The organism is Flavobacterium melibiosi (genome assembly GCF_048158545.1).
In the GTDB taxonomy this organism is placed as follows: Bacteria; Bacteroidota; Bacteroidia; order Flavobacteriales; family Flavobacteriaceae; genus Flavobacterium; species Flavobacterium melibiosi.
The window spans coordinates 141,843-166,001 of record NZ_JBLNKU010000003.1 but is presented as its reverse complement, the minus strand read 5'-3'; the positions used below and the strand labels follow the sequence as shown (position 1 = coordinate 166,001).

Sequence of the window (24,159 nt, the reverse complement as noted above, 5' to 3'; positions counted from 1 at the left end):
ACAGAGTTTCGGGTTTTAAAATTTTAACTTTCATTTATCAGAAAAAACTACCTAAAGTTAATCGTAAATTTTAAATTTGCAAAATGAATTCGTTCCGAAAAACACTTGTTTTTATTGGGCTTTTAGTAGCCTTTTTATTTGCCTTTAGTGCAAGTGAAGCTCCTATTCATATAACTCAATTAGAAAAATCCAGTTCTTCGATTTCTGATGATGGCATTCATTCTTCAGATTTCATACAACCTCAAGTAAGTAATTCTTTTAACTCCTATCATAAAACTCCTGATTATACCATTGCAAAATATCTAGAAAATTTTCTGATTGCAATTCCGGATTTTAAAATTAATACATTCTTTATTCGTTTCGCGAAACAAGACATCAATCGATGTGAGATGGTTTCGCTCCTACTCTTTCCTTTCCATTTTTTTTGGTGATTTAAAGCACTGAATTCGTAATTAGAAGATATATTTATCTTCCTTTTTGAATTGATTCCTTTTGGTTTCAGTTCAACTTATAATGCTTTACAAATAACTAAAAAATAAAAAAATGGATACATCCGTAACAATAATTGGCCTAATACTAACTTTAATAATTGCTATTCCTCTTTTCTATTCCATCAGGTCTACTTCAATTAACAAGACAAAAATTAAATTTATAAAACAAAAATTCAGCCAAAACAATCGCTTTAATTTTGAATTGACAGAAACACAAAACAAAAAAGTTTTGGCGTTAGACGAAAAAAACAAAGGATTTCTTTTGATTGATTTTAATGCAAAAGAAGAAGTTGTTTCTTTTGTAGATTTAAATACGGTTCAATCTTGCAAACTAGTTCCAACTACGGAGAATAATAGTGATACAATTCTAAAAATTGAATTCGAATTTCAATACAAAGAAGGTAAAAAAGTAGCGTTTATTCCATTTTACAAAATTGAGAATGATCAAATTGGTCAAGTTTGTTTGTATGAGGATCATCAACTAGCCAAAAAATGGGCGAAAATGATTCAGGATTGCATCACCGTCTAAGTAATTGATTTGTTCTGTGAAAGAGGCTTTTGAAGCCTCTTTTTTTTGTAAAAGGTTTTTCAATATGATAATTATCATTTTAATATTTGAGTAGTCGTTCTACTTTTGATTAATGTTAAATGACTCCGCTATGAAAAATTCTTTAATTCAAAAATACAATGTTCCAGGCCCCAGATACACCAGTTATCCAACGGTTCCCTATTGGGATGAAACTGATTTTTCAGATGCCATTTGGACTGAAACGCTAAAGAAATCTTTTATAGAAAGTAATTCTTCCGAAGGCATCAGTTTGTATATCCATTTGCCTTTTTGCGAAAGCTTATGCACTTTTTGTGGCTGTAACAAGCGTATTACCAAAAATCATGGCGTTGAAAATCCGTATATAGAGGCAGTTTTAAAAGAATGGACTTTATATTGTAAAATTCTTGGAGAAAAACCAACCATAAAAGAGATTCATTTGGGTGGAGGAACTCCCACGTTTTTTTCGACAAAGAATTTAGAGGATTTAATAAATGGTATTTTTGTTCATGCCAAAAAAGCCAAAGATCATGAGTTTAGTTTTGAAGGTCATCCAAATAATACTTCGCATGAACATTTGCAAAAGCTTTACGATTTAGGTTTTAGAAGAGTGAGTTTTGGTGTTCAGGATTATTCAGAGAAAGTCCAAAAAGCAATTCACCGTTTGCAGCCTTTTCATAATGTGGCAAAAGTTACATTCTGGGCCAGAGAAATTGGGTATACTTCCATAGGTCATGATATTATTTTTGGATTGCCATTTCAGGAAATAGAGCATATTATAGATACAATTGAGAAAACAAAATCATTACAGCCCGACCGATTGGCCTTTTATAGTTACGCGCACGTTCCTTGGATTAAGGGAAATGGACAACGCGGTTTTAACGACGAAGACATTCCAAAAGATGATAAAAAGAGAATGCTTTATGAAACCGGTAAAAAATTATTGTATGAAAACGGGTATCATGAAATAGGAATGGATCATTTTGCGTTGAAAACAGACAGTTTATATGAGGCTTTTCAAAATGGCACATTGCACCGCAATTTCATGGGCTACAGCTCTTCAAAAACACAATTAATGATTGGTTTGGGAGTTTCTTCCATCAGTGACAGTTGGTATAGTTTTGCACAGAATGTAAAAAACTTGGAAGATTATTATCAAATATTAGAATGGAATAAATTACCGGTTTTCAGAGGGCATTTATTGACGAATGAAGACCTCATCATCAGAAAACACATTCTGAATTTAATGTGTCAATTTGAAACTTCCTGGAAAAACAAAGAGGGTTATTTCAATGAAATTCCAGACGTTATACTTCAGTTGAAAGAAATTGAAAATGATGGATTAGTAATCATTAAAAACAATAGCATTGAGGTCACAGAAAAAGGGAAACCTTATGTTCGTAATATTTGCATGGCATTTGATTTACGCTTGAAAAGAAAAGCTCCGGAAACCGAATTGTTTTCGATGACAATCTAATGTTTCAAAACCTTAAAAATATAAAAGCACGCTGAACGGCGTGCTTTTATATTTTGTAAGATTATTTAAAAAATTAGTGACAATTCGGGTTAGATTGAATATACAAACTCATATTCGACGGGGAAATATAAGGAATCCCCAATCCCAATCCTCTCAAAATGAATAAGCAACCGATAACTACGGCTACATAAGGAATTGCTTTTTGGATTCTGTTTCGAATAGGCATCGTTAAAAATGAGTTGATATACACTACGCTGCTCATCAAAGGAACGGTTCCTAATCCGAATAAAATCATATACAAGACCCCTAGGCTTTCACTTTGCATGGCGATAGCACCAAACAAGGCAACATAAACCATTCCGCAAGGCAAAAAGCCGTTCAGTAAACCAATAGTGAATAGGGATTTATAACTCTTATTTCTAAACTGACTTCCTAAAGCCGTTTTGATTTTAGAAATTAATCTAAAAACCGGTTTTGAAAAATTGTATTTAGCAAAAATTTTATCTGGCGTTACAACTATAAGAATCATGGCTACACCAATGAATATAGATAAATTCTGTTGTAAACCAGCCATAAAAAAACCTTTTCCAAGTAGTCCAAAAACAAAGCCAATAGTGGCGTAAGCTATTAATCTTCCTAAATGGTAGGTGATGATTTGAGTTACTTTTTTAGCCTGATTCGTTCTGTCTACGGGTAACATCATAGCAATTGGGCCGCACATTCCTATGCAGTGAAAACTACTTATTAAACCGAAAATGAAGGCAGTGTAAAGCATTTTTTTAGTCTAATGTCATAAAGTCAAAAGTCTTAAAGCCGATTGATGGACTTTCTGACTTTCGACTTTAAGACTAATTGATATATATCGTTTCTTTAGACAAATACGATTTTCCATCATATTGCCATTCCATATTAATGTCCCATCGACCGCCTGCCAAACTTTTTTTAGGTATGAGCAAAGTAGTAGCATTAGATAGTGAAATTGGAATTTCAAAATCTAATTTTTTGTTAGACGGTCTGTAAAGGGACACTTTACCTTTGATTTTTTTTGGAACAAATACTTTTGGGAATGCTATTTCAACTCCATTTGAAACACTATTTATTGTTGGCTTTTCAGCCAAATTTGCTACATTTTGAATTCGTGCCATTTCATCTCCAAAATGCGCATCATGCTTGTAATATTCTTCTACAACTAGCTCATTATCATATTTTGAATCGGATTGTACCGTAAAAACAAAATACAAAATGAAGGTTATAAACAAACCAAAAGCAATTACAATTCCTGTTCCCCAGCTAATTTTCATGATCTATTTTTTTATAAATTCTAATCCTAGATTAAAAGGATATTAATCAAAACTTCGCGGACTCAAAAAGTTAGTGGTGCTGGTTTCAATTTTTTCATCTCCATTATAAACCTCAATTTTCAGTTTTGTTTTATCGTTGTCCAATAAATTTTGATTGATTTCAACAAACAGCGTTCCGCTATTCATACCTTGTTTTGGGACTTTTAAATCTTGCTTGCCAACCACTTTTAAAGTTCCTTTTATTCCAACAAGTTTAAAATGAATATCATCAAAATCATTGTTAGTTTTATTGATAATTTTAAAAGTATAAATATTACTGATATTCTCCCCTTTATGCTGAAACAATTGCCCTGGCAATCTCAAAATACTGGCTTCAACATCCGAACGTAAAAACAATAATCCAATCAGAATTCCTGTCAAAATGAATAAAACTGCCGAATAGCCTTTCATCCTAGGCGTGAACTTGAACTTTACTTTTTTCTCAATTTCATCTTCAGAAGCGTATCGAATGAGTCCTTTAGGCAATCCTATACCGTCCATAATCGTATCACATTCATCAATACAAGCAGTACAATTGATACATTCCATTTGTGTCCCGTTACGGATGTCAATTCCGGTTGGACAAACGTTCACACATTGTTTGCAATCAATACAATCGCCTTTTCCGGTAGCGGCTCTATCCTCTTGTTTATTGAATTTAGCCCTGCCCACTTCTTTTTCGCCACGAACAAAATCATACGCTACATTTATCGATTTATCGTCTAATAAAACACCTTGTAATCTTCCGTAAGGACAGGCAATAATGCAAACCTGTTCTCTAAACCATGCAAAAATAAAATAGAAAACTCCTGTAAAAATCAATAAAGAAACCAAAGTGCTGACATGGTTTTCTGGTCCTTCTTCAATCATTAAAAATAAGGTATCGCTACTGATAAGATAGGCCAGAAATACATTGGCAATAAAAAAAGAAATGATCAGAAATATAGACCACTTAAATCCTTTTTTCCTGATTTTCTCTGCATTCCATTCCTGTTTTTCCAATCGGATCTGAGCACCACGATCGCCTTCAATCCAATATTCAATTCTGCGGAAAACCATTTCTAAAAAGATGGTCTGTGGACAAATCCATCCGCAAAATATCCGTCCAAAAATCACCGTAAAAAGGATGACAAAAACGACGCCAATAATCATAAAAAGAACGAACAGATAAATATCCTGTGGCCAAAATGGAAATCCGAAAATATTAAATCGTCGCTCCAATATATTGAACATCATGAACTGATTGCCATTTATCTTTATAAAGGGATTCGCAACAAGTACAATCAGTAAAAAATAACTAACCCATTTTCTGTAATCATAAAATTTTCCTGAAGGTTTTTTAGGGAAAATAAATTTTCTGTTTCCTTCTTCATCAATCGTTCCAATTGTATCTCTAAAAGCTTCGTCTGGTAATTTTGACATTTTTTTTTATTTAAAACACAAGTTCAAAATAATTATTAAAATTCTTAAGCTAAATAAAAACGTGTGTTTCTAATTGTTATTTAACTGCAACTGTAACATTTTCTTCTATCCAAACTTCCCCTTCCGGAGCTTTTGGATCTACAGGATTACTTCCCTTCAATGATATAATGTAACTGGCCACTTTTTGCATTTCTTTTGGTTTCAGCGTTCCTTTCCAAGCAATCATTCCTTTTCCATCCCTACCGCCATTTACCAAAGTATGGAATATATTTTTTATGCCACCACCTAAAATCCATTGATCGTCCGTTAAGTTTGGTCCAATTTGTCCACCACCGTCAGCTCTGTGACAAGCTGCACAATTAGTGGTAAAAATTTCTTTTCCAGCTGCTAAATCGGCAGGATCTGTCAACAAGGTCACCGTTTTTTCATCCATCATGTCTGGAGCTGTTTTCATATATTCTGCAATATCAATTTTGGCTTGAGCAACTTCTTTTTTAAGTTCCATTTCCTGATTATCAGCCCCTAATACTTCATATTGCACCATATAAACAACCCCAAAAACGATACAAGCATAAAATAAATACACCCACCATGTCGGTAAATTATTATCTAACTCTTTAATCCCGTCGTAATCATGCTCCAATAACAATTGATCTTCATTCTCTAATGAATCTGACTTAGTCAACATTTTCATTAGATTTTTGTACCACTCACTATCCTTGAAGCTTAACTCATTTGCTGAATCTAACCTTAATTTCTGTTCTTCTGTCAATAAACTATATGTAATAGTATCGACTGCACCCAACGTAATTTCTATCGCTATCAGTAAAAAAAGAAATACAAATAAGAAGATCGAAACCATTGGAAATTTTATAAAAGCAGGTCTATCTCCTGAGTCAATAAAATATTCCATTGCCATCAATACAGCAAAGAAAATAACAGGTACTCTAACGTATACTGGAATTAATTTTTTCATTTTCTAAATTTTAAAAAATTATACTATTTAATTGTCTCTCAATGGAATTTGACTCAATTCATTAATCGTTTCTTTATTGTAAGATAAAACCCACACACCGAGACCTACAAAAAAGACGAAAAAAATTAATAATGATAGGATGGGATATATCGCCACACCTTCAATCGTTTCCATATTGTGTTTTATTTGTTCAAACATCATTTTTATTTTTTAGCAGTATCTTTTACTTTAATATCGGTTCCAAGTCTTTGCATATAAGCAATCATTGCTACAATTTCTCTCTCGTTCATTGGAACAAATTTCTCACCTCTGGCTTCGGCTTTTTTCTTGCTTTCTTCATAACTTTTTACGAAGTCAGGATCGTTTTTCAAGCTTTCTTCAATTGCAATAGCTTGTTTTCTTAAATCATCTAAACCGCTTGCAATCTGAGCTTCTGTGTAAGGAACACCAAGCGTAACCATAACCTGCATTTTCTTTTGAGTCAAAGAGACATCCATTGGTTTATTGTCAAACAGCCATTTGTAACCTGGCATAATGGAGCCAGCAGATATACTTTGCGGATTCCAAAAGTGGTTAAAATGCCAATTGTCATTGTATTTTGCTCCAACTCTTAATAAATCCGGGCCTGTACGTTTTGATCCCCAAAGGAATGGATGATCGTATACAAATTCTCCTGCTTTAGATTGCGGTCCATAACGTTCTACTTCACTACGGAAAGGACGAACTGACTGCGAGTGACAACCTACACAACCTTCACGAATGTATAAATCACGTCCTTCTAGTTCTAATGGAGAATAAGGTTTTACACTTGCAATGGTTGGAATATTGGATTTAACCATAATCGTTGGTACAATTTGGATAACACCACCTATTAAAATTGCGACAGTTGCCAAAATGGTTAACTGAATCGGTTTTCTTTCTAACCAAGGGTGGAATTTTTCCCCTTTTACTCTTCCTGCACTAATTTTTAATAATTCAGGAGCCTCTGCTAATTCATCTTCAATTTTAGAACCTGCTCTTACAGTTTGAATAATGTTATACACCAAAGTAAACATTCCAATTAAATAAAGAGTTCCACCAATAGCTCTCATCCAATACATTGGCATAATTTGAGTTACTGTTTCAAGAAAGTTACCGTACGTTAAAGTTCCGTCCGGGTTAAATTGTTTCCACATAGATGCTTGTAAAAAACCAGCAACATACATTGGAATCGTATATAATATGATTCCTAAAGTACCTATCCAAAAGTGGAAATTAGCTAATTTAAGAGAGTACAAATTGCTTTTGGTCATTCTAGGAACCAACCAATAAATCATACCAAAAGCCATGAATCCATTCCAAGCTAAAGCACCTACGTGAACGTGAGCAATAATCCAATCCGTGTAATGCGCGATAGCATTTACGTTTTTAAGCGATAACATAGGACCTTCAAAAGTCGCCATTCCGTAACCGGTAATCGCTACTACGAAGAATTTCAAAACGGGTTCAACACGCACTTTATCCCAAACGCCTCTCAACGTTAAAAGCCCGTTTATCATTCCACCCCAAGATGGCGCAATCAACATAATAGAAAAAGCAACTCCTAAATTTTGTGCCCAGTTAGGCAATGCAGAATATAATAAATGGTGTGGTCCAGCCCAGATGTAAATAAAAATTAACGACCAAAAGTGAACAATTGACAGTCTATAAGAATATACCGGACGATTCGCCGCTTTTGGAACAAAGTAATACATTAACCCTAAGAACGGTGTTGTCAAGAAAAACGCAACCGCATTGTGACCGTACCACCACTGCACTAAAGCATCTTGAACTCCTGCGTAAACCGAATAACTTTTCATTCCAGAAACCGGCAATGATAAACTATTAAAAATATGCAAAACTGCCACCGTAACGAATGTTGCCAAGTAAAACCAAATCGCAACATATAAATGGCGCTCTCTACGTTTTAAAATGGTTCCAATCATATTAATACCAAAAACAACCCAAATCAATGCAATTGCAATATCTATTGGCCATTCTAATTCGGCATATTCTTTTGAAGAGCTATATCCCAACGGTAATGATATGGCTGCAGCGACAATAATTAATTGCCAACCCCAGAAATTAAGATTACTCAAAAAATCACTGAACATTCTGGCTTTTAACAATCGCTGCAACGAGTAATAAATACCCGCAAACATTGCATTTCCTACGAAAGCAAAAATAACCGCATTGGTATGTAAAGGTCTTAATCGACCGTAACTCAACCACGAAATACCATCCGTAATATTTGGAAAAAGAAACATAAAGGCCAATGTAAGCCCCACTAACATTCCTACCACTCCAAAGACAATGGTTGCGTAAATGAATTTTTTTACAATTTTGTTGTCATAATAAAACTGCTGCATTTCCATATTTAAATTTGTTTTTATTTTAATTTTAGTGTTTAAAGTTGAATATTATAAAGTCGTTGAACTTTCGGTTTTCGGTTTTTTAACTTTCGACTGAATTAGCTCATCGTCAAATAGCATTCTGACGGATGGCGTATAATCGTCGTCATATTGACCGGTTTTTACTGCTCGAATAAAAGCAATAAAGAAACCAATGGCGACTATTATACTGATGGAGATTAATAAATAAATGACACTCATACCTTAATTTGTGTTAACAAAGTTACTTTGACGTTTTCGAGTAAAATATGACATTTGTCATACTTATTGATATATGTTAAATTTATGTGAAAGCGAAACTCAAAAATTTATACAATTCTATTTTTTATTTGCATAATAACTACTCATTACCGTTACAAAACTCACAATGGTTATAGTGCTCAACGGCATTATAATAGCTGCAACCAAAGGCAATAAATTACCGGTAATGGCAAACGATAATCCCACCACATTATACAATAAAGAAAGTGCGAAACTCATTTTGATTGTTGTTATGGAATTCTTAGATAATTTCAAGAAATAGTTCAATTTTTGAAACTCATTGGCATCCAAAATAGCATCACAAGCCGGAGAAAAAACATTGACATTTTCAGAAATTGAAATTCCAACATTACTTTGTGCCAAAGCTCCGGCATCGTTCAATCCATCGCCCACCATCATTACGTTTTTACCTTTGTCCTGCAATTTTTTAATGAATTCTAATTTTTGTTCCGGTTTCTGATTGAAAATCAATTCAGTGCCTTTCGGCAAAAGCTGTTCTAAAGTGTCGCGTTCACCTTCGTTGTCTCCAGATAAAACCTTGATTTGATAGTTGCTACTTAAGTTTTTGAAAAGCGCCTCAAGTCCTTCTCTGTATTGATTGTTAAAAATGAATTTTCCGTAATAAACATCATTTATCTTGATGTGAACCGATGTTTGCTGAATGTTATTTTCTTCTTTTTTATTTACAAAAGCTGCAGAACCTATTTGAATTTGGTGACCAAAAATCTGAGCTTGAATCCCTTTTCCTGTAATTTCTTCAAAAGCATCTACTTTCAACTTTTTAGTGTCATTTGCTGATTTATTTTGCAAAATTGGAATAGGCAAATAGTCATACAACATTCTGCTCAAGGGATGATTTGAAGCCCGCAATACATTTTTTATCAGCAACAAATTCTCATCCGAAAGAAGGGTTCCTTCATAGGAAATATTCGATTTTTTATTGGTGGTAATCGTTCCTGTTTTATCAAAAACAATCGTATCTACTTTTGCTAATTGTTCAATAACTAAAGCATTTTTGAGATAGAATTTCTGTTTTCCTAAAATTCGCAAAACGTTTCCAAAAGTGAATGGTGCCGTCAATGCCAAAGCACAAGGACAAGCAACAATAAGCACTGCCGTAAAAACATTGAAAGCGGTATTGGCATCAATAAAAATCCAATATCCAAATCCCGAAAAAGCAATCAGTAATAAAATTGGCGTGAAATAACGGCTGATGCTATCGGTAATCGTTTTGTGTTTTTGCTCCACATTTTTTTGGAACACATCATTACTCCATAATTGCGTCAAGTAACTTTGAGAAACAGAATATAAAACCTCCATTTCGATTACTTTTCCTATTTGTTTTCCTCCGGCAAATACTTTATCACCAGAATGTTTCGTAATAGGAATCGCCTCTCCCGTGACAAAACTATAATCGATTTCTGCTTTTTCTGAAATTAAAATCCCATCAACCGGAATCAGTTCTTGGTTTCTGATGAGTAATCGATCGCCTTTTTCAACTTCGTAAATCGCAACACTTTCTTCGGAAGCATCCGCATTAATTTTGGTAATTGCGATTGGAAAATAGGATTTAAAATCCCTTTCGAAACTCAAAAAACTATAGGTTTTGATTTGGAACATTTTCCCTAAAAGCATAAAGAAAATCAATCCGGTTAAGCTGTCGAAAAAACCGGAACCATAGTCCATGACGATATCAAACGTACTTCGCACAAACATTACAACAATTCCTAAAGCAATAGGAATATCGATGTTGAGCATTTTGGTTTTGATACTTTTATATGCCGAAACATAATAGCCACTCGCTGAATAAAAGAAACTGGGTAACGCTAAAGCAAAAATCAACCATCTAAAAAAGCCACGGTATTGGTCTAACCAATATTCTTTCACCTCAAAATATTCCGGAAACGAAAGCAACATAATATTTCCGAAACAAAAGAAAGCAACACCTAATTTATATGTCAAACTTCTATCGACATTATTACTTCCCGTTTCATAGTTTTCTAAACTGATGTAGGGTTCATAACCAATAGAACTCAACAAATAAACAATCGTTTTAATAGAAACTACTTCTGGATTGAATGTGATTCGGACTCTTTTTTCAGGGAAATTAACCTGCGAAGTGCTTATTCCTTTTTGAAGACGCTGTAGATTTTCCAAAATCCAAATACACGAGCTACAATGAATATGAGGAATGTTAAGTGAAATAATTGCGGTTGAATTTTCTTGAAATTCCAAAAGTTTGGATACAATACTTTCATTGTCTAAAAAATCATATTTACCATTAATGTCTTGCGGGGTTGCTCCAGGGGATTTTTCAAAATCATAATAACAAGCCAAATCATTGAGACTAAAAATTTCGTACACCGTTTTACAACCATTGCAACAAAAATTTCTCGCGTCAAAAATAATTTCTTCTTCTTTTATAATATCTAAACCACAATGGAAACAGTTTTGTGTGTCCATAACTTTGCTCATTTTACCTGGAACAAAGGTCATCAATTGAATACGTTAAAAATATGATATTTGTCATATTAAAGAGTTAGTTTTGTAATACAAATAAATCACAAACAATATGAGCAAATGCGAACAATGTATCGTCAGAGAATTTAGCTCTTTAAAAGCACTTACTAAAGAAGAGTTAGTAAAACTTTCTGACTGTAAAACATCCCATATTATTAAAAAAGGGGAAGTGATATTTGAAGAAGGAGAAAATGTGAATGGTATTTATTGTATAAAAGATGGTATTTGTAAACTGACTAAACTCAGTGCAAATGGTAAAGATCACATTGTAAAATTGGTTACAAAAGGTGAATTACTGGGCCAACGTTCCATGATTAGTGATGAACCCGTAAATCTAAGTGCTGTAGCTCTTGAAGATATGCAGGTTTGTTTTATTCCAAAATCAGAAGTGATGGGCTATTTTGACAAGAACAATCAGTTTTCGATGAACGTGATGAAAACTATTTGTGGTGATCTAAAAGAAGCCGATGATCACATGGTAAATTTAGCCCAAAAAACAGTCAAAGAAAGATTAGCCGAAACGCTTCTTTATTTACATGATACTTTTGGGAAAAATGAGGATAACTCTTTAAAAATACAACTCTCCAGAGATGAACTAGCCAGTATGATTGGTACTGCCACAGAAAGCTGCATTCGTTTATTATCTGATTTTAATAAATTAGGATTGATTGAATTGAATGGTAAAAAAATTGTTTTGAAAGACATTAATGCCTTAAAAAAATTAGCAGATTAATTCAATCTGCTTTACTATTTCTTGTTCATCACAAAATAATATACCGGAATTCCCAGCGCCACAATACACAATCCCAAGCCCGTATTGAACGTATCATAAATCAATAAAGTGAGACAAATTGCCACTGTAACAACAATATAAAGTGTGGGTACGAATGGATATCCAAACGCTTTATAAGGTCTATCTGCATTAGGTTCTTTTTTCCTAAGGATAAAAACACCCAAAATCGTCAAGATATAAAACAACAATGACGCAAAAGTAGCATAAGTCAACAAATCTCCAAATTTTCCCGAAATACAAAGTATGCAAGCCCAGATACATTGCACCCATAACGCTTTGGCAGGAACCTGATTTTTATTGAGTTCAGTAGCTTGTTTGAAAAATAATCCGTCTTTTGCCATGGCAAAAAACAATCTTCCACCAGAAAGAATCAAACCGCTATTGCAACCAAAAGTGGAAACCATTATTAAGCCAGCCATTACAAAAACACTTACATTTCCCATAATCATACTTGCAGCAGCCGCTCCTACTCTGTCATTACTGGCAAACATGATTCCGTTACTGGCAATATCAGTAGCGTTTGGAGTTCCCTGCATTGGCAACAAAGCCAAATAAGCAACATTCGCTAAAACATAAATAATGGTAACAATCAAGGTTCCAAGAAACAAACTTCGGGGAATATTCTTTTTAGGTTCTTTAATTTCACCTGCAATGAAAGTAACATTATTCCAGGCATCACTAGAAAACAAGGAATTGATTATCGTTGCACCGGCAGCACCCAAAATAGCCATTCCAGCTAATTTTGTTACCGTAATTGTTCCGTCAGGATTGACTACAGTCTTACTGGCTTCCCACATGTTTGCAAAATTATTAGACAAAACATCCGTTTGTAAACCAACATACAATCCTAAAATAATCAGCGCAAAAAGGGCAATTAATTTAGCCGAAGTAAAAATTAATTGAACTGTTTTTCCGCTTTCGACACCTTTGGTATTAATGTAAGTTAGCAGTATAATACTAAAAATAGCCAACACTTTTTGGTACGAAAAAACAAATCCGGTACCAATCGTAAAAAGTGTATGATCTAAAACAGGAAAGAAGATAGCGGCATAATTAGCAAAAGTAACTGCGATGGCGGCAATAACTCCGGTTTGAATTACTGTGAAAACGGTCCAACCATACAGGAAAGAAACTAATCTTCCGTACGCACGTTGTATGTAAACGAATTGTCCGCCCGCATTAGGCATCATTCCTGCCAATTCTCCATAACTCAATGCCGCAGCAACCGTGATTAATCCCGTTACCAACCAAATTACCAATAACCAGGCAGCAGATCCAATATCTCTTGCCATGGCTGATGTAACAATGAAAATTCCGGATCCTATCATCGAACCGGCCACTAAACTCGTGGCATCAATTAATCCTAAAGAACGTTTTAATTCGGTTTTATTTTCTGACATTGGATAATTTAATTATTTAATATTGAAGACTAAAAAACTGAACACTTAACAGTGAGTAACTACAACTTCTTCGCTTCTTCCCAAAATTGAGTTAATTGGAAATCATAGATTTCCAATTCCTATTTGTTAGGAAGACGCTTCGCTTCTTCCCAAAAAACATCCATTTCAGCAAGTGTCATATCCATTAAGGGTTTTCCTAATTCTCCAGCTTTACTTTCTAAGTATTGAAAGCGTTTGATGAATTTTTTATTGGTTCGTTCCAAAGCATCTTCCGGATTTACATTTAGAAATCGGGCGTAATTTATCATCGAAAATAAAACATCTCCAAATTCGGCTTCAATTTTATCTTGGTTACCAGCTTCAACCTCAACTTGTAATTCCTCTAATTCTTCTTGAACCTTATCCCAAACCTGATGCGATTCTTCCCAATCAAATCCAACTCCTTTTACTTTATCCTGAATTCGGCTTGCTTTAACTAATGCGGGTAAACTTTTTGGAACACCTTCCAGAACAGACTTTTTACCTTCTTTCAGTTTTAGTTTTTCCCAGTTTTGTTTCACTTCTTCCTCGTCTTTCACCACCACATCACTATAAATATGCGGATGACGGTGAATTAACTTTTCACAAATTTCGTTGCACACATCGGCCATGTCAAAATCGTTCGTCTCGCTTCCTATTTTGGCATAAAAAACAATATGCAACAACAAATCCCCTAATTCTTTTTTGACTTCGTTTAAATCGTTGTCTAAAATAGCATCGCCTAATTCGTAGGTTTCTTCAATGGTAAGATGACGCAACGTTTGCATGGTTTGCTTTTTGTCCCAAGGACATTTTTCTCGCAAATCATCCATAATGTCTAATAATCTTTCGAAAGCTTGTAGTTGGTGTTGTCTTGAATTCATTAGAAATGGTTTTTGGTAAAAATAAAAAAATCCTGTCCAGAAAAATAGCTGAACAGGATTAAATATTATTTTAAAGTAGAATTACTCTTTTTTAGCTTTTGCTTTTTTTGCAGGAGCTTTCACTTCGGCTGCAGGATTTTCTTCAACAACAGCAGCAACTTCTTCAGCAACTGGTACTTCATCTACAACTAATCCTTTTGCCTGAAGCATGTTATACCAGTTTAAAATTTTCTTGATATCTGATGGGTACACTCTTTCTTCATCATAATCAGGTAAAATTTCTTTGAAATAAGCCGTTAGTTTAGCATTGTCTTCTTTATGTGAAATTGCTTGACCTTTATTTTCTTTATCGGCAATTTTTTGCATGATTTCAGCCAATGGTTTTTCGCCTTCATACGTATAAATTGAAATTTCCGACAATAAACTCACATTGCTTTTCAAGTTTACTGTGATTTTTTTTCCATCTAATAATGATTCAGCAACAAACCCAGTACGTGTTTGTACTCTTAATACATATAAACCCGGTTTCCCAGAAATGGCTAATATTTTTTCTAAATTCATGTTTTGTGTAATTATTATTAAGAATTTGACTTATTTATTTTTTCATTTAGAACCAAAAATCATACCAAGATAAAGCTTTAAAAACTGTTTTATCTTCCTTTTTTAGCAAAAAATTTCATTCGGTAGTCTTGGAATGTTTTTCCTTCCAAAATGTTTTTCAGTTTCTTTTGGATCAATCGTTTTTTTAATGTCGAAATTTTATCTGTAAACAAAATCCCTTCAATATGATCGTATTCATGTTGAATAACTCTGGCGATTAATCCCTCGAAAACTTCTGTTTTCATTACAAAATCCTCTTCGCAATACTCAATAGTTATGGTTGGATTTCGATATACATCTTCACGAACATCCGGAATACTCAAACATCCTTCGTTGAAACTCCACTCTGTCCCTTCTTCTTTTATCATTTTTGCATTAATAAAAGTTCTTTTAAATCCTTTTAATTCCTTTTGTTTAGAATCGTCTAAATCTTCATCATCACTAAAAGGAGTTGTATCGATCACAAATAAGCGAAATGCTAATCCTACTTGTGGTGCGGCAAGTCCCACACCATAGGCATTATACATCGTTTCGTACATATTGGCAATTGTTTCTTTCAAGTTTGGATGTTCCGGTGAAAGAACTTCTCCTACTTTTCTTAAAACAGGATCACCATATCCTATAATTGGTAAAATCATTATTGTTGTATTAAGTATTATCTACTGAGAATCTAAATATAATCGAGTTAAATTCAGTTTGCAAAAATAGTAAAAAAATAGACAATGAATAATCCTCCATTGATAATTAGCTAATATTTACAATTTAGTTTAAAAGACCTCCGTTTATACTTTGAATAATTCGTACAATTCTTACCTTTGTATGTAATCCAATTCTATGATTTACAAAATCCGAAAATTTACCGACAGCACTTATTTTACCAATGCTTTAAAAGTAACAATAGCAGCAGTTATACCCGTTTTGCTTTTTTCCTTTTTTGGTGATTTTGAAATGGGTTTTACAATAGCTCTTGGAGCTTTTTTTACCTATCCAAGTGACATTCCAAGTAGTCTAAAGCATAAAATAAACGGTGTTCTCGTTACCGCTTTACTAGTTGCGGGTGTTAATTTGCTAGTGAATATTGTATATCCGTATTCCTGGATTTTTTATCCTTTTTTGGCCGTATTAATTTTCCTTTTATCTATGATTTCTGTTTATGGACAACGAGCAACAATGGTTTCTTTCTCTGCTTTACTTGCGATATCATTGGCTTTTGCAGATATAAATACAGGTTGGGAAATGGTACAACATTCGGGCTTGATTCTTACTGGAGGTTTATTCTATCTCGGCATTTCACTTACTTTTCATTATATCAGACCTCATCGTTATATCGAATTACAAATTGCAGAATGCATAAAACTTACGGCTAAATATTTAAAACTAAGAGGTGATTTATGGACCATTGACGCTGATAGAAAAGCAATCATTGAAAAGCAATTACATCTTCAGGTAGAACTGAATACCATTCGCCAAAACATAAGAGAAGTTCTTATTAGCAGCCATACTAATTCTGGTTCTTCCAATCAAAACCGAAAGATGCTTATCGTTTTTATTTCCTTGGTGGAAATACTGGAGCTTGCATTGTCTACAGCATTCGACCATGATAAATTGCATCAAAAATTTGACGAGCATCCAAAAGTGTTGCTAACATATCAACGTTTAGCGTACAACCTTGCAGCGAGTTTAAAGCAATTATCCAAAAGTGTAAAAAATCGAACTAAATATATTTCCAAACACACTTTACTTAGTGATTTAAATGCCTTACAACTTGCCATCACCGAGTACGAAAACAACTTAGGAAAAGGTCCCGCTTCCGAAGGTGTTTTTATGTTAACCACTATGCTTCAGTATGCTGAAAAACAAATTGAAAAAATAAAAATTGTGGAACGTGCCTTTACTTTGGCTATCAATTCACTGGATTTTAAAGGAAAGGACAAAGACTTAGAAAAATTTCTAACACCTCAATATTATCCTGTAAGTACTTTGATTCAAAATCTAAGTTTTTCCTCCACTATTTTCAGGCATTCACTCCGACTAACCCTAACAATCCTAGTTGGTTTTGTAGTTGGTCAAATTCTGCCTTTTCATAATGTATATTGGATTTTGTTAACTATACTTGTTATCATGCGACCTGGATATGGTTTAACGAAACAACGTTCATTCCATCGAATTTTCGGTACTATTTTAGGTGGATTAATTGCCTTTGGAGTTCTCTCATTGGTACACAATAACATTACAATCAGTATTCTTTCTATACTTTGTATGCTTTTAGGATTTGCATTTAATCAAATAAATTATAAGATAAGTGCAACATTTGTGACTATGTATATTGTTTTTATTTATGGAATACTGACTCCGAATATCGGTGATGTAATTCAATATAGAATTCTGGACACCGTTGTTGGAGCAACTTTAGCATTTCTTGCCAATTACTTTTTATGGCCTTCATGGGAATTTTTAAATATCCCCATACATTTGGAAAAATCGATTGAAGCAAATCAGAATTACTTGAAGGAAATCTCTATTTTTTACAACAAAAAAGGTTCTGTTTCCACTTCCTACCGATTAGCCAGAAAGAATGCTTTTATCGAAATAGGAAATCTAATGGCTTCTTTTCAAAGAATGATTCAAGAGCCTAAATCAAAACAAAAACAATTACCCCAAGTCTATAAACTAGCCATACTCAATCATTCACTACTCTCCTCTTCCGCTTCCCTGGGCACTTACATCCAATCGCACAAAACAACATCTGCTTCTGAGGCATTTAATGTCGTGGTCGATACCGTAATTAAAAATCTGGATAATGCCATTGCGCTTTTGAAAGAAAATGATTTGGACATCAAAGAAAACATGCCAAAAGAGGATTTAGCCATGCGATTTACGGAGTTAAAAAACATCCGAGAAAAAGAATTAAAAGAAGGTATTGCTATTGATGAGGAAGCATTTCAATTGAAAATGCAGGAAGCACAATTGGTTATAGAACAGTTAATCTGGTTAACCAATTTATCCAAAAACATTGTAAAAACGACAAAAGAATTAATGGATTCATAAATCAAAAAGCGCTGGAATTAGATTAAATATCTAAAAACCAGCGCTTTTTATTTTATATAAAATTTCTAATTATTCAGCTTTAAAATCGCTGCAGTATCTTTTCTGATTTCGGCTAATAAATCTGGATTAGTGTTCAAATTCTGACCATAAGAAGGAATCATCATTTTCAATTTATCTTGCCACTCCGGAGTTCCAATTTCCTCTTTAAAACATCTCCCAATTAAATCTATCATAATAGAAACTGCAGTTGAAGCACCCGGTGAAGCACCTAGTAAAACAGATAATGTTCCATCGGTAGTGGTAATAACTTCTGTACCAAATTCTAGTATTCCACCTTCTTTCTCATCTTTTTTGATGACTTGTACACGTTGCCCTGCACGCTCTAATTTCCAATCTTTAGATCTTGCACTTGGAACGTATTCTCTTAATGCATTAATCCTGTCTTTAGGAGACTGACGCACTTGCTCAATCAAATATTTTGTAAGTGGTATATTCTTTATACCAGCAGCAATCATTGGAATGATATTATCAGTTTTTATCGATAATGGCAAATCTGAATAGGATCCATTTTTTAAGAATCGAGTTGAAAACCCTGCGAAAGGACCAAAAAGTAATGCTTTTTCTCCATTTATCATTCGGGAATCAATATGTGGAACTGACATTGGAGGTGCTCCTACGCTAGCTTTACCGTATACTTTTGCCTGATGTTTTGCAATCACTTCAGGATTCGTACATTTTAACCATTGTCCACTCACAGGAAAACCGCCATATCCTTTTCCTTCAGAAACATCTGCTTTTTCTAATAATGGTAAAGAACCGCCACCTGCGCCAATAAAAACAAAATTGGTATATGCTTTTCTCTTTTGGCCAGTAGCCAAATCCGTAATTTTTATTCTCCAAGATTTATCCTCACGTTGTCTCAATTTTTTAACTTCGTGATTAAAATAAACCGTAACCCCTTCTAATTCTGACAAGTAACCAAAAATATTTCTGGTTAATTCTCCAAAATTTACATCCGTACCAATTGCCATTGAAGTTGCTGCAACTTTGTCAGACTCAGTTCTACCTTCCATAACTAGCGGCATCCATTCCTTTAACTGAGAAAAATCAGTACTAAAAACCATATCCTTAAAAAGAGGATTAGACTGTAAAGCCTCATATCTTTTTTTAAGGTATTCTACATTTTTTTCTCCCCAAACAAAACTCATGTGGGGAATACTTTTTATGAAATTTTCAGGTGATGAAACTTTTTGCTCTTGAACTAAATAAGCCCAAAATTGTCTGGATACTTCAAAAGATTCTGCTATACTAATTGCTTTTTTGGGATCAATAGTACCATCAGCACTTTCGGGAGTATAGTTAAGTTCACAAAAAGCAGAATGTCCTGTTCCGGCATTATTCCATGCATCAGAACTTTCGGCAGCAGCAATATCTAATCTTTCGTAAATTTCAATTTTTATATCTGGTTGTAATTCTTTAAGGATTAGGCCAAGTGTGGCACTCATTATTCCAGCTCCTATAAGAACTACTTCACTTTGTGAACGAATGGTTGTATCAGGCATAACAAAATTTTAAAGCGCAAAGATACTTCATAAAACCATAAAAATTATAACAAATAATTGTTAAAAAGTAGGAAATTACGAAAACATTATAGTCATTTTACTGCCTTAAAAACAACGCTTTTAAAATATTTTTCGAGTCAAATAATCCTGAAGCATTATCGTTGCCGAAATCTCATCAATCAGTGCTTTATTTTGACGTTGTTTTTTGTTCAGACCACTGTCAATCATCGTTTGAAAAGCCATTTTTGAAGTAAACCGTTCATCTACCCGAATTACTTTCATATCCGGAAAATGATTCGTGAAATGCGTTACAAAACCTTTAATGATAGAAGCGCTTTCTGAGGGTTCGCCATTCATTTGTTTGGGTTCACCAATAAGGACCGCTTCTACTTTCTCTTTGGAAAAATAGTCCTTCAAAAAAGCAATTGCAGTTGCGGATGGAATGGTTGTTAATCCTGAAGCTATGATTTGCATTTCATCGGTAACGGCAATTCCGGTTCGTTTTTGTCCGTAATCTATGGCGATAATTCTTGGCATTTTTTTATTTTTTTCAAAGGTAACTATTTTAATTTCCCGATTCTTAGCAACAAAGGAAAAGTCACTTTCTTATCGCTTTTCTGCCAAGAGGCTTTCAAATCATTATAAATCAAGTCCAAAGGATTTTGATTATTTTTTGAAATATAATGTTGTGTTGCTGACCATGTTTCCAGATACCCGATAAGTTCTTCAAAAGTCCATGTTAGCTTATTTTCGAAAGGTTCCACAACAATTTCATCAAATGGGAATGGTATCGTTTTGTAATTTTCATCCAGATACTTTCGCTCCGCATCCCAATACGGCCCTATTATATTGTAATAGAAATCTTTTACTATTTTATCCGACTCCTCATTGGTAGAAAACAATCCATAACCTATAACTGCAAAGATTCCGTCTGGTTTTAAAATTCTGCATACTTCTTTATAAAACAAATCAAAATCAAACCAATGAACCGCCTGTGCTACAGTTATTAAATCAAATTCCTGATTTTTGAAAAAGGTATTTTCTGCAGAGGCTACTTTATAAATTATATTCTCTCTTGGAATGGCATTTTCAAGTTGATTCTGGCTAATATCGACTCCATAAACCGTTTCAAAAAATCTGGAAAGTTTGTGTGCGACTTGCCCATTTCCGGTTGCAATATCTAGCGCAACCCCTTTGTTTTTGACAAATGAAACCAAATAATCAATCATTTCATCTGGATATTCTGGTCGGAATTTAGAATACTCAGAAGCTTGTTTGGAGAAATTATCTTTCATGTTCAGATGATTTTCATTTATTCGTCAAATTTACAACATTTGAAAAACATTAAATACACTACAAGTTAAATCTGTAACATTTTTCAAATCAATTTGCGTTTTTGATTTTAGTTAAAAAACATATCTTTGTCAAAAATCTAACTAAAATGAATCCATTACAAACAATTATAGAACAAGCTTGGGAAAACCGTGCTTTGTTACAAGAAACTACAACTACTGATGCTATCAGAGCAGTTATCGAATTATTAGATACCGGAAAATTACGTGTTGCCGAGCCAGTTGGTGAAGGATGGCAAGTAAACGAATGGGTTAAGAAAGCAGTAGTGATGTATTTCCCTATTCAAAAAATGGAAACATGGGAATCTGGAATTTTCGAATACCATGACAAAATGTTGTTGAAAAGAGGCTATGCCGAAAAAGGAATTCGTGTAGTTCCTAATGCTGTAGCGCGTTACGGTGCTTACATTTCGAGTGGTGTTATTTTGATGCCAAGTTATGTAAACATTGGTGCTTATGTTGATGAAGGAACTATGGTAGACACTTGGGCAACTGTAGGAAGTTGTGCTCAAATTGGTAAAAACGTACACTTAAGCGGTGGTGTAGGAATTGGAGGTGTTCTTGAACCTTTACAAGCTGCTCCAGTTATCATTGAAGACGGTGCTTTTGTTGGTTCTCGTTGTATTGTTGTTGAAGGTGTTCATGTTGGGAAAGAAGCAGTTCTTGGCGCCAATGTCTGTTTGACTGCCTCTACAAAAATTATCGATGTAACCGGTGAAACTCCAGTTGAAATGAAAGGATACGTTCCTGCTCGTTCTGTTGTAATTCCTGGAAGTTACACTAAAAAATTCGCTGCTGGTGAGTTCCAAGTGCCTTGTGCTTTAATCATTGGAACCCGTAAACCTTCAACTGACTTGAAAACGTCATTGAACAATGCTTTACGTGAATATGACGTAGCGGTATAATCCGTTTTCGTTTAAAATCTTTATAAAAAGACCTATTGGATATTTCAATAATTATTGTCAATTACCGTGGTTGGAAGGCCTTACAAGAATGTTTAGAATCTATTGATACAATTATTTCGAAAACATTCTCATTCGAAGTTATCATTATTGATAATTTTTCTAATGACGGACAATTTCCTGTTTTTAAACAAAAATATTCCAAGTTTACATTTATAGAAAATTCTGGTAATAATGGTTTCTCAAATGGTTGCAACTTTGGTGCAAGCATTGCTACGGGAAACCATTTCCTTTTTTTAAATCCAGATACAAAACTTACTCTTGAAGCCTTGGAAACCCTTTTACAAACAGCAGTTTCACATCCTGAAATTGGAATTTTATCCTGTTTGCAAATAAATGAAAATAATGTTTTTTACAAACAGAATAATTTATTTCCAGCTTTGGGACGCTTTTTCGGAATCTCAAGATCTCTTTTTAGAAAGTTGAATAAAGCAAAACTGGAAAGACGTTTTAACAACGACAATAATTTGTTTCATCCTGATTGGGTTACCGGAGCGGTCATTTTTATAAGCCGGGAATGGTTTAACAAAATTAACGGATGGAATGAAGATTACTGGTTGTATTTTGAAGATGTTGATCTTTGTAAAAAAATACATGATACTGGAGGAAAAGTTGCTGTTACCCGAAAAGCAACCATATTTCATCAGCATGGCGGTGCCTCTCGATTAAATGTCAAGACTAAAGCACTGACAAAAACAGAAGTGATTATTTCTAAGCACGTGTATATCAGCAATCAATTTTCAACAGGAATACAACTATATTTGCATAGTGTATTGATTTTAGGAGTACTTAGTGAGAAAATAATTTTGACGATTTTAAGCCTATTTTTATTTTTTATTCCAAAATTAAAAGTGAATCGGTTGATACTTAAAAATCTATCTGTTTATTATTTTAATGCAATACAAAAACAAACCTGGATTAGTCCTCGTGCAATGAATTACTTGAAAACAAAAGCATAATTTTTCAAATTTACTTCGAATGAAAATACTTGTAATTCAACAAAAAATGATTGGAGATGTTTTAGTAAGCTCCATATTGTGCGACAATTTGCGTAAAGCCTATCCAAAAGCGCAAATTGATTATATGGTTTATGAATCTACAATTGCTGTTTTACAAGGAAATACAAGTTTCGATAATCTCATTCTTTTCAAAGAAAAACATCAAAAAAGCAAATGGGAATATTTCAAATTATTGAAATCCATTCGAGCTGAAAAGTACGATGTCGTTATTGATGCGTATTCCAAATTAGAAAGCTGGCTCGTTGTATTATTTTCAGGTGCAAAACAAAAAATATCCTATTGGAAAAAAGGAAGAACCTTTCTTTATACAGATACTGTAAAAAGAAAAAAAACAACCAATTCTAATTTAGGTTTAATTATTGAACAACGATTAGCATTATTGAATCCTTTGCATCTGGATATGGAATTAGAAACTTTTCCCAGAATTTATGTCACCAAAGAAGAGGATGACTTTGCGATTTCGCTTTTTGAATCCCATGGAATAGACCCATCTAAAAAAACGATAATGGTTAGCATCATTGGGAGTAGTGCAGATAAAACCTATCCATTGGAATACATGTCGCAATTAGTGGATTTCATTGCAGATAAAGGTGCAGTGAATATTCTTTTTAATTATTTTCCAAAGCAAATTGAAGACGCAAAAGCAATCTACGACGGATGTAAAGAAAGCACTAAACAGAAGATTCATTTCTCCGTTTTAGGAAAAAACATCCGAGAATTTATAGCCATCATGAATCACTGTACTATGATAATTGGTAACGATGGCGGTGCAATAAATATGGCAAAAGCTTTAGAAAAACCTTCATTCATTATTTTTTCACCTTGGATTGATAAAAAAGGATGGGCTACTTTTGAAGATGGAATTAATCATGTTTCGCTACATTTAAGAGAGTTCAAACCAAATCTATTTGAAGGTAAAACGGCTAAAATAATAAAAAAAGAAACCGTTTTTTTCTATAAGGAATTTACTCCTGAGTTGATTTTCCCTGCATTAAATACTTTTTTAGAAACACATTTAAAATAGTACTTAAAAAAACAAAAAAGGAAGTTCATCACAA

Annotated in this window: 23 protein-coding genes; 8 read left to right on the top strand and 15 right to left on the bottom strand. The window is 33.8% G+C overall.

What is annotated here, in order from left to right; genetic code table 11:
• Positions 1–83 precede the first annotated feature (83 nt).
• The 3 genes from ACM55F_RS04725 (at position 84) to hemN (ending at position 2,515) form a co-directional block, all read left to right on the top strand.
• Positions 84–431 carry a hypothetical protein gene (locus ACM55F_RS04725; protein WP_416852582.1) on the top strand — a complete coding sequence of 116 codons (348 nt, stop codon included), beginning with the start codon at positions 84–86 and terminating at the stop codon, positions 429–431.
• A 112-nt stretch (positions 432–543) separates the two neighbouring features.
• Positions 544–1,020: a hypothetical protein gene (locus tag ACM55F_RS04720; protein WP_416852581.1), complete on the top strand. Its 477-nt coding sequence runs from the start codon at positions 544–546 to the stop codon at positions 1,018–1,020.
• Positions 1,021–1,150: 130 nt separating this feature from the next.
• Positions 1,151–2,515, top strand: coding sequence for an oxygen-independent coproporphyrinogen III oxidase (gene hemN / locus ACM55F_RS04715; RefSeq protein WP_416852580.1), 1,365 nt, complete (start codon positions 1,151–1,153; stop codon positions 2,513–2,515).
• A 73-nt stretch (positions 2,516–2,588) separates the two neighbouring features.
• Here the strand turns inward: hemN and ACM55F_RS04710 are convergent, their stop codons facing one another.
• The 8 genes from ACM55F_RS04710 to ACM55F_RS04675 form a co-directional block, all read right to left on the bottom strand.
• Complete coding sequence (locus ACM55F_RS04710) at positions 2,589–3,290, bottom strand: sulfite exporter TauE/SafE family protein (protein WP_416852578.1); 702 nt, start codon at positions 3,288–3,290, stop codon at positions 2,589–2,591.
• A 73-nt stretch (positions 3,291–3,363) separates the two neighbouring features.
• The gene (locus ACM55F_RS04705) at positions 3,364–3,816 is read right to left on the bottom strand and encodes a FixH family protein (protein WP_416852576.1); all 453 of its coding nucleotides are present in this window, start codon (positions 3,814–3,816) and stop codon (positions 3,364–3,366) included.
• A 42-nt stretch (positions 3,817–3,858) separates the two neighbouring features.
• Positions 3,859–5,277 (bottom strand): cytochrome c oxidase accessory protein CcoG, encoded by a 1,419-nt coding sequence (gene ccoG / locus ACM55F_RS04700; RefSeq protein ID WP_416852575.1) that lies wholly within the window; start codon positions 5,275–5,277, stop codon positions 3,859–3,861.
• Positions 5,278–5,353: 76 nt separating this feature from the next.
• Positions 5,354–6,253, bottom strand: a complete 900-nt coding sequence (locus ACM55F_RS04695) for a cbb3-type cytochrome c oxidase N-terminal domain-containing protein (RefSeq protein ID WP_416852573.1) — start codon at positions 6,251–6,253, stop codon at positions 5,354–5,356.
• Between the two features lie 27 nt (positions 6,254–6,280).
• Positions 6,281–6,454 carry a cbb3-type cytochrome oxidase subunit 3 gene (locus tag ACM55F_RS04690; RefSeq protein WP_416852571.1) on the bottom strand — a complete coding sequence of 58 codons (174 nt, stop codon included), beginning with the start codon at positions 6,452–6,454 and terminating at the stop codon, positions 6,281–6,283.
• 2 nt (positions 6,455–6,456) lie between these two features.
• A complete protein-coding gene (ccoN, locus tag ACM55F_RS04685) occupies positions 6,457–8,646 on the bottom strand; it encodes a cytochrome-c oxidase, cbb3-type subunit I (protein ID WP_416852569.1) in 2,190 nt (729 codons plus the stop codon).
• A gap of 45 nt (positions 8,647–8,691) precedes the next feature.
• On the bottom strand, positions 8,692–8,883 hold the full coding sequence (gene ccoS / locus ACM55F_RS04680) for a cbb3-type cytochrome oxidase assembly protein CcoS (RefSeq protein ID WP_416852567.1): 192 nt from the start codon (positions 8,881–8,883) through the stop codon (positions 8,692–8,694).
• 117 nt (positions 8,884–9,000) lie between these two features.
• Positions 9,001–11,406: a heavy metal translocating P-type ATPase gene (locus tag ACM55F_RS04675; protein ID WP_416852565.1), complete on the bottom strand. Its 2,406-nt coding sequence runs from the start codon at positions 11,404–11,406 to the stop codon at positions 9,001–9,003.
• A gap of 109 nt (positions 11,407–11,515) precedes the next feature.
• Here ACM55F_RS04675 and ACM55F_RS04670 point away from each other — a divergent pair, with 109 nt between their 5' ends.
• Positions 11,516–12,196, top strand: coding sequence for a Crp/Fnr family transcriptional regulator (locus tag ACM55F_RS04670; RefSeq protein WP_416852563.1), 681 nt, complete (start codon positions 11,516–11,518; stop codon positions 12,194–12,196).
• 14 nt (positions 12,197–12,210) lie between these two features.
• On the opposite strand, the gene ACM55F_RS04665 is transcribed toward ACM55F_RS04670, so the two are convergent.
• The 4 genes from ACM55F_RS04665 to def all read right to left on the bottom strand — a co-directional run bounded on the left by ACM55F_RS04665 (position 12,211) and on the right by def (position 15,796).
• On the bottom strand, positions 12,211–13,656 hold the full coding sequence (locus ACM55F_RS04665) for an APC family permease (protein WP_416852561.1): 1,446 nt from the start codon (positions 13,654–13,656) through the stop codon (positions 12,211–12,213).
• Between the two features lie 119 nt (positions 13,657–13,775).
• Complete coding sequence (mazG, locus tag ACM55F_RS04660; protein ID WP_416852560.1) at positions 13,776–14,558, bottom strand: nucleoside triphosphate pyrophosphohydrolase; 783 nt, start codon at positions 14,556–14,558, stop codon at positions 13,776–13,778.
• An 81-nt stretch (positions 14,559–14,639) separates the two neighbouring features.
• Positions 14,640–15,119: a DUF5606 family protein gene (locus ACM55F_RS04655; RefSeq protein ID WP_416852559.1), complete on the bottom strand. Its 480-nt coding sequence runs from the start codon at positions 15,117–15,119 to the stop codon at positions 14,640–14,642.
• Positions 15,120–15,208: 89 nt separating this feature from the next.
• Entirely contained in the window at positions 15,209–15,796 is a 588-nt protein-coding gene (def, locus tag ACM55F_RS04650) for a peptide deformylase (RefSeq protein ID WP_416852557.1), read from the bottom strand.
• Between the two features lie 196 nt (positions 15,797–15,992).
• Here def and ACM55F_RS04645 point away from each other — a divergent pair, with 196 nt between their 5' ends.
• Positions 15,993–18,206 (top strand): FUSC family protein, encoded by a 2,214-nt coding sequence (locus ACM55F_RS04645; protein WP_416852556.1) that lies wholly within the window; start codon positions 15,993–15,995, stop codon positions 18,204–18,206.
• Positions 18,207–18,271: 65 nt separating this feature from the next.
• Here the strand turns inward: ACM55F_RS04645 and ACM55F_RS04640 are convergent, their stop codons facing one another.
• The 3 genes from ACM55F_RS04640 to ACM55F_RS04630 all read right to left on the bottom strand — a co-directional run bounded on the left by ACM55F_RS04640 (position 18,272) and on the right by ACM55F_RS04630 (position 21,063).
• The gene (locus ACM55F_RS04640) at positions 18,272–19,768 is read right to left on the bottom strand and encodes a malate:quinone oxidoreductase (RefSeq protein WP_416852555.1); all 1,497 of its coding nucleotides are present in this window, start codon (positions 19,766–19,768) and stop codon (positions 18,272–18,274) included.
• Positions 19,769–19,888: 120 nt separating this feature from the next.
• Positions 19,889–20,305 (bottom strand): Holliday junction resolvase RuvX, encoded by a 417-nt coding sequence (gene ruvX / locus ACM55F_RS04635; protein WP_416852554.1) that lies wholly within the window; start codon positions 20,303–20,305, stop codon positions 19,889–19,891.
• Between the two features lie 23 nt (positions 20,306–20,328).
• Positions 20,329–21,063 carry a class I SAM-dependent methyltransferase gene (locus tag ACM55F_RS04630; protein ID WP_416852553.1) on the bottom strand — a complete coding sequence of 245 codons (735 nt, stop codon included), beginning with the start codon at positions 21,061–21,063 and terminating at the stop codon, positions 20,329–20,331.
• A gap of 146 nt (positions 21,064–21,209) precedes the next feature.
• Here ACM55F_RS04630 and ACM55F_RS04625 point away from each other — a divergent pair, with 146 nt between their 5' ends.
• Genes ACM55F_RS04625 through ACM55F_RS04615 form a run of 3 tightly spaced genes read left to right on the top strand, consistent with a single transcriptional unit; the run spans position 21,210 to position 24,125 of the window.
• Positions 21,210–22,025: a 2,3,4,5-tetrahydropyridine-2,6-dicarboxylate N-succinyltransferase gene (locus tag ACM55F_RS04625; RefSeq protein ID WP_416852552.1), complete on the top strand. Its 816-nt coding sequence runs from the start codon at positions 21,210–21,212 to the stop codon at positions 22,023–22,025.
• 35 nt (positions 22,026–22,060) lie between these two features.
• Complete coding sequence (locus ACM55F_RS04620; RefSeq protein WP_416852551.1) at positions 22,061–23,041, top strand: glycosyltransferase family 2 protein; 981 nt, start codon at positions 22,061–22,063, stop codon at positions 23,039–23,041.
• 19 nt (positions 23,042–23,060) lie between these two features.
• A complete protein-coding gene (locus ACM55F_RS04615; RefSeq protein ID WP_416852549.1) occupies positions 23,061–24,125 on the top strand; it encodes a glycosyltransferase family 9 protein in 1,065 nt (354 codons plus the stop codon).
• The last annotated feature ends 34 nt before the right edge of the window (positions 24,126–24,159 follow it).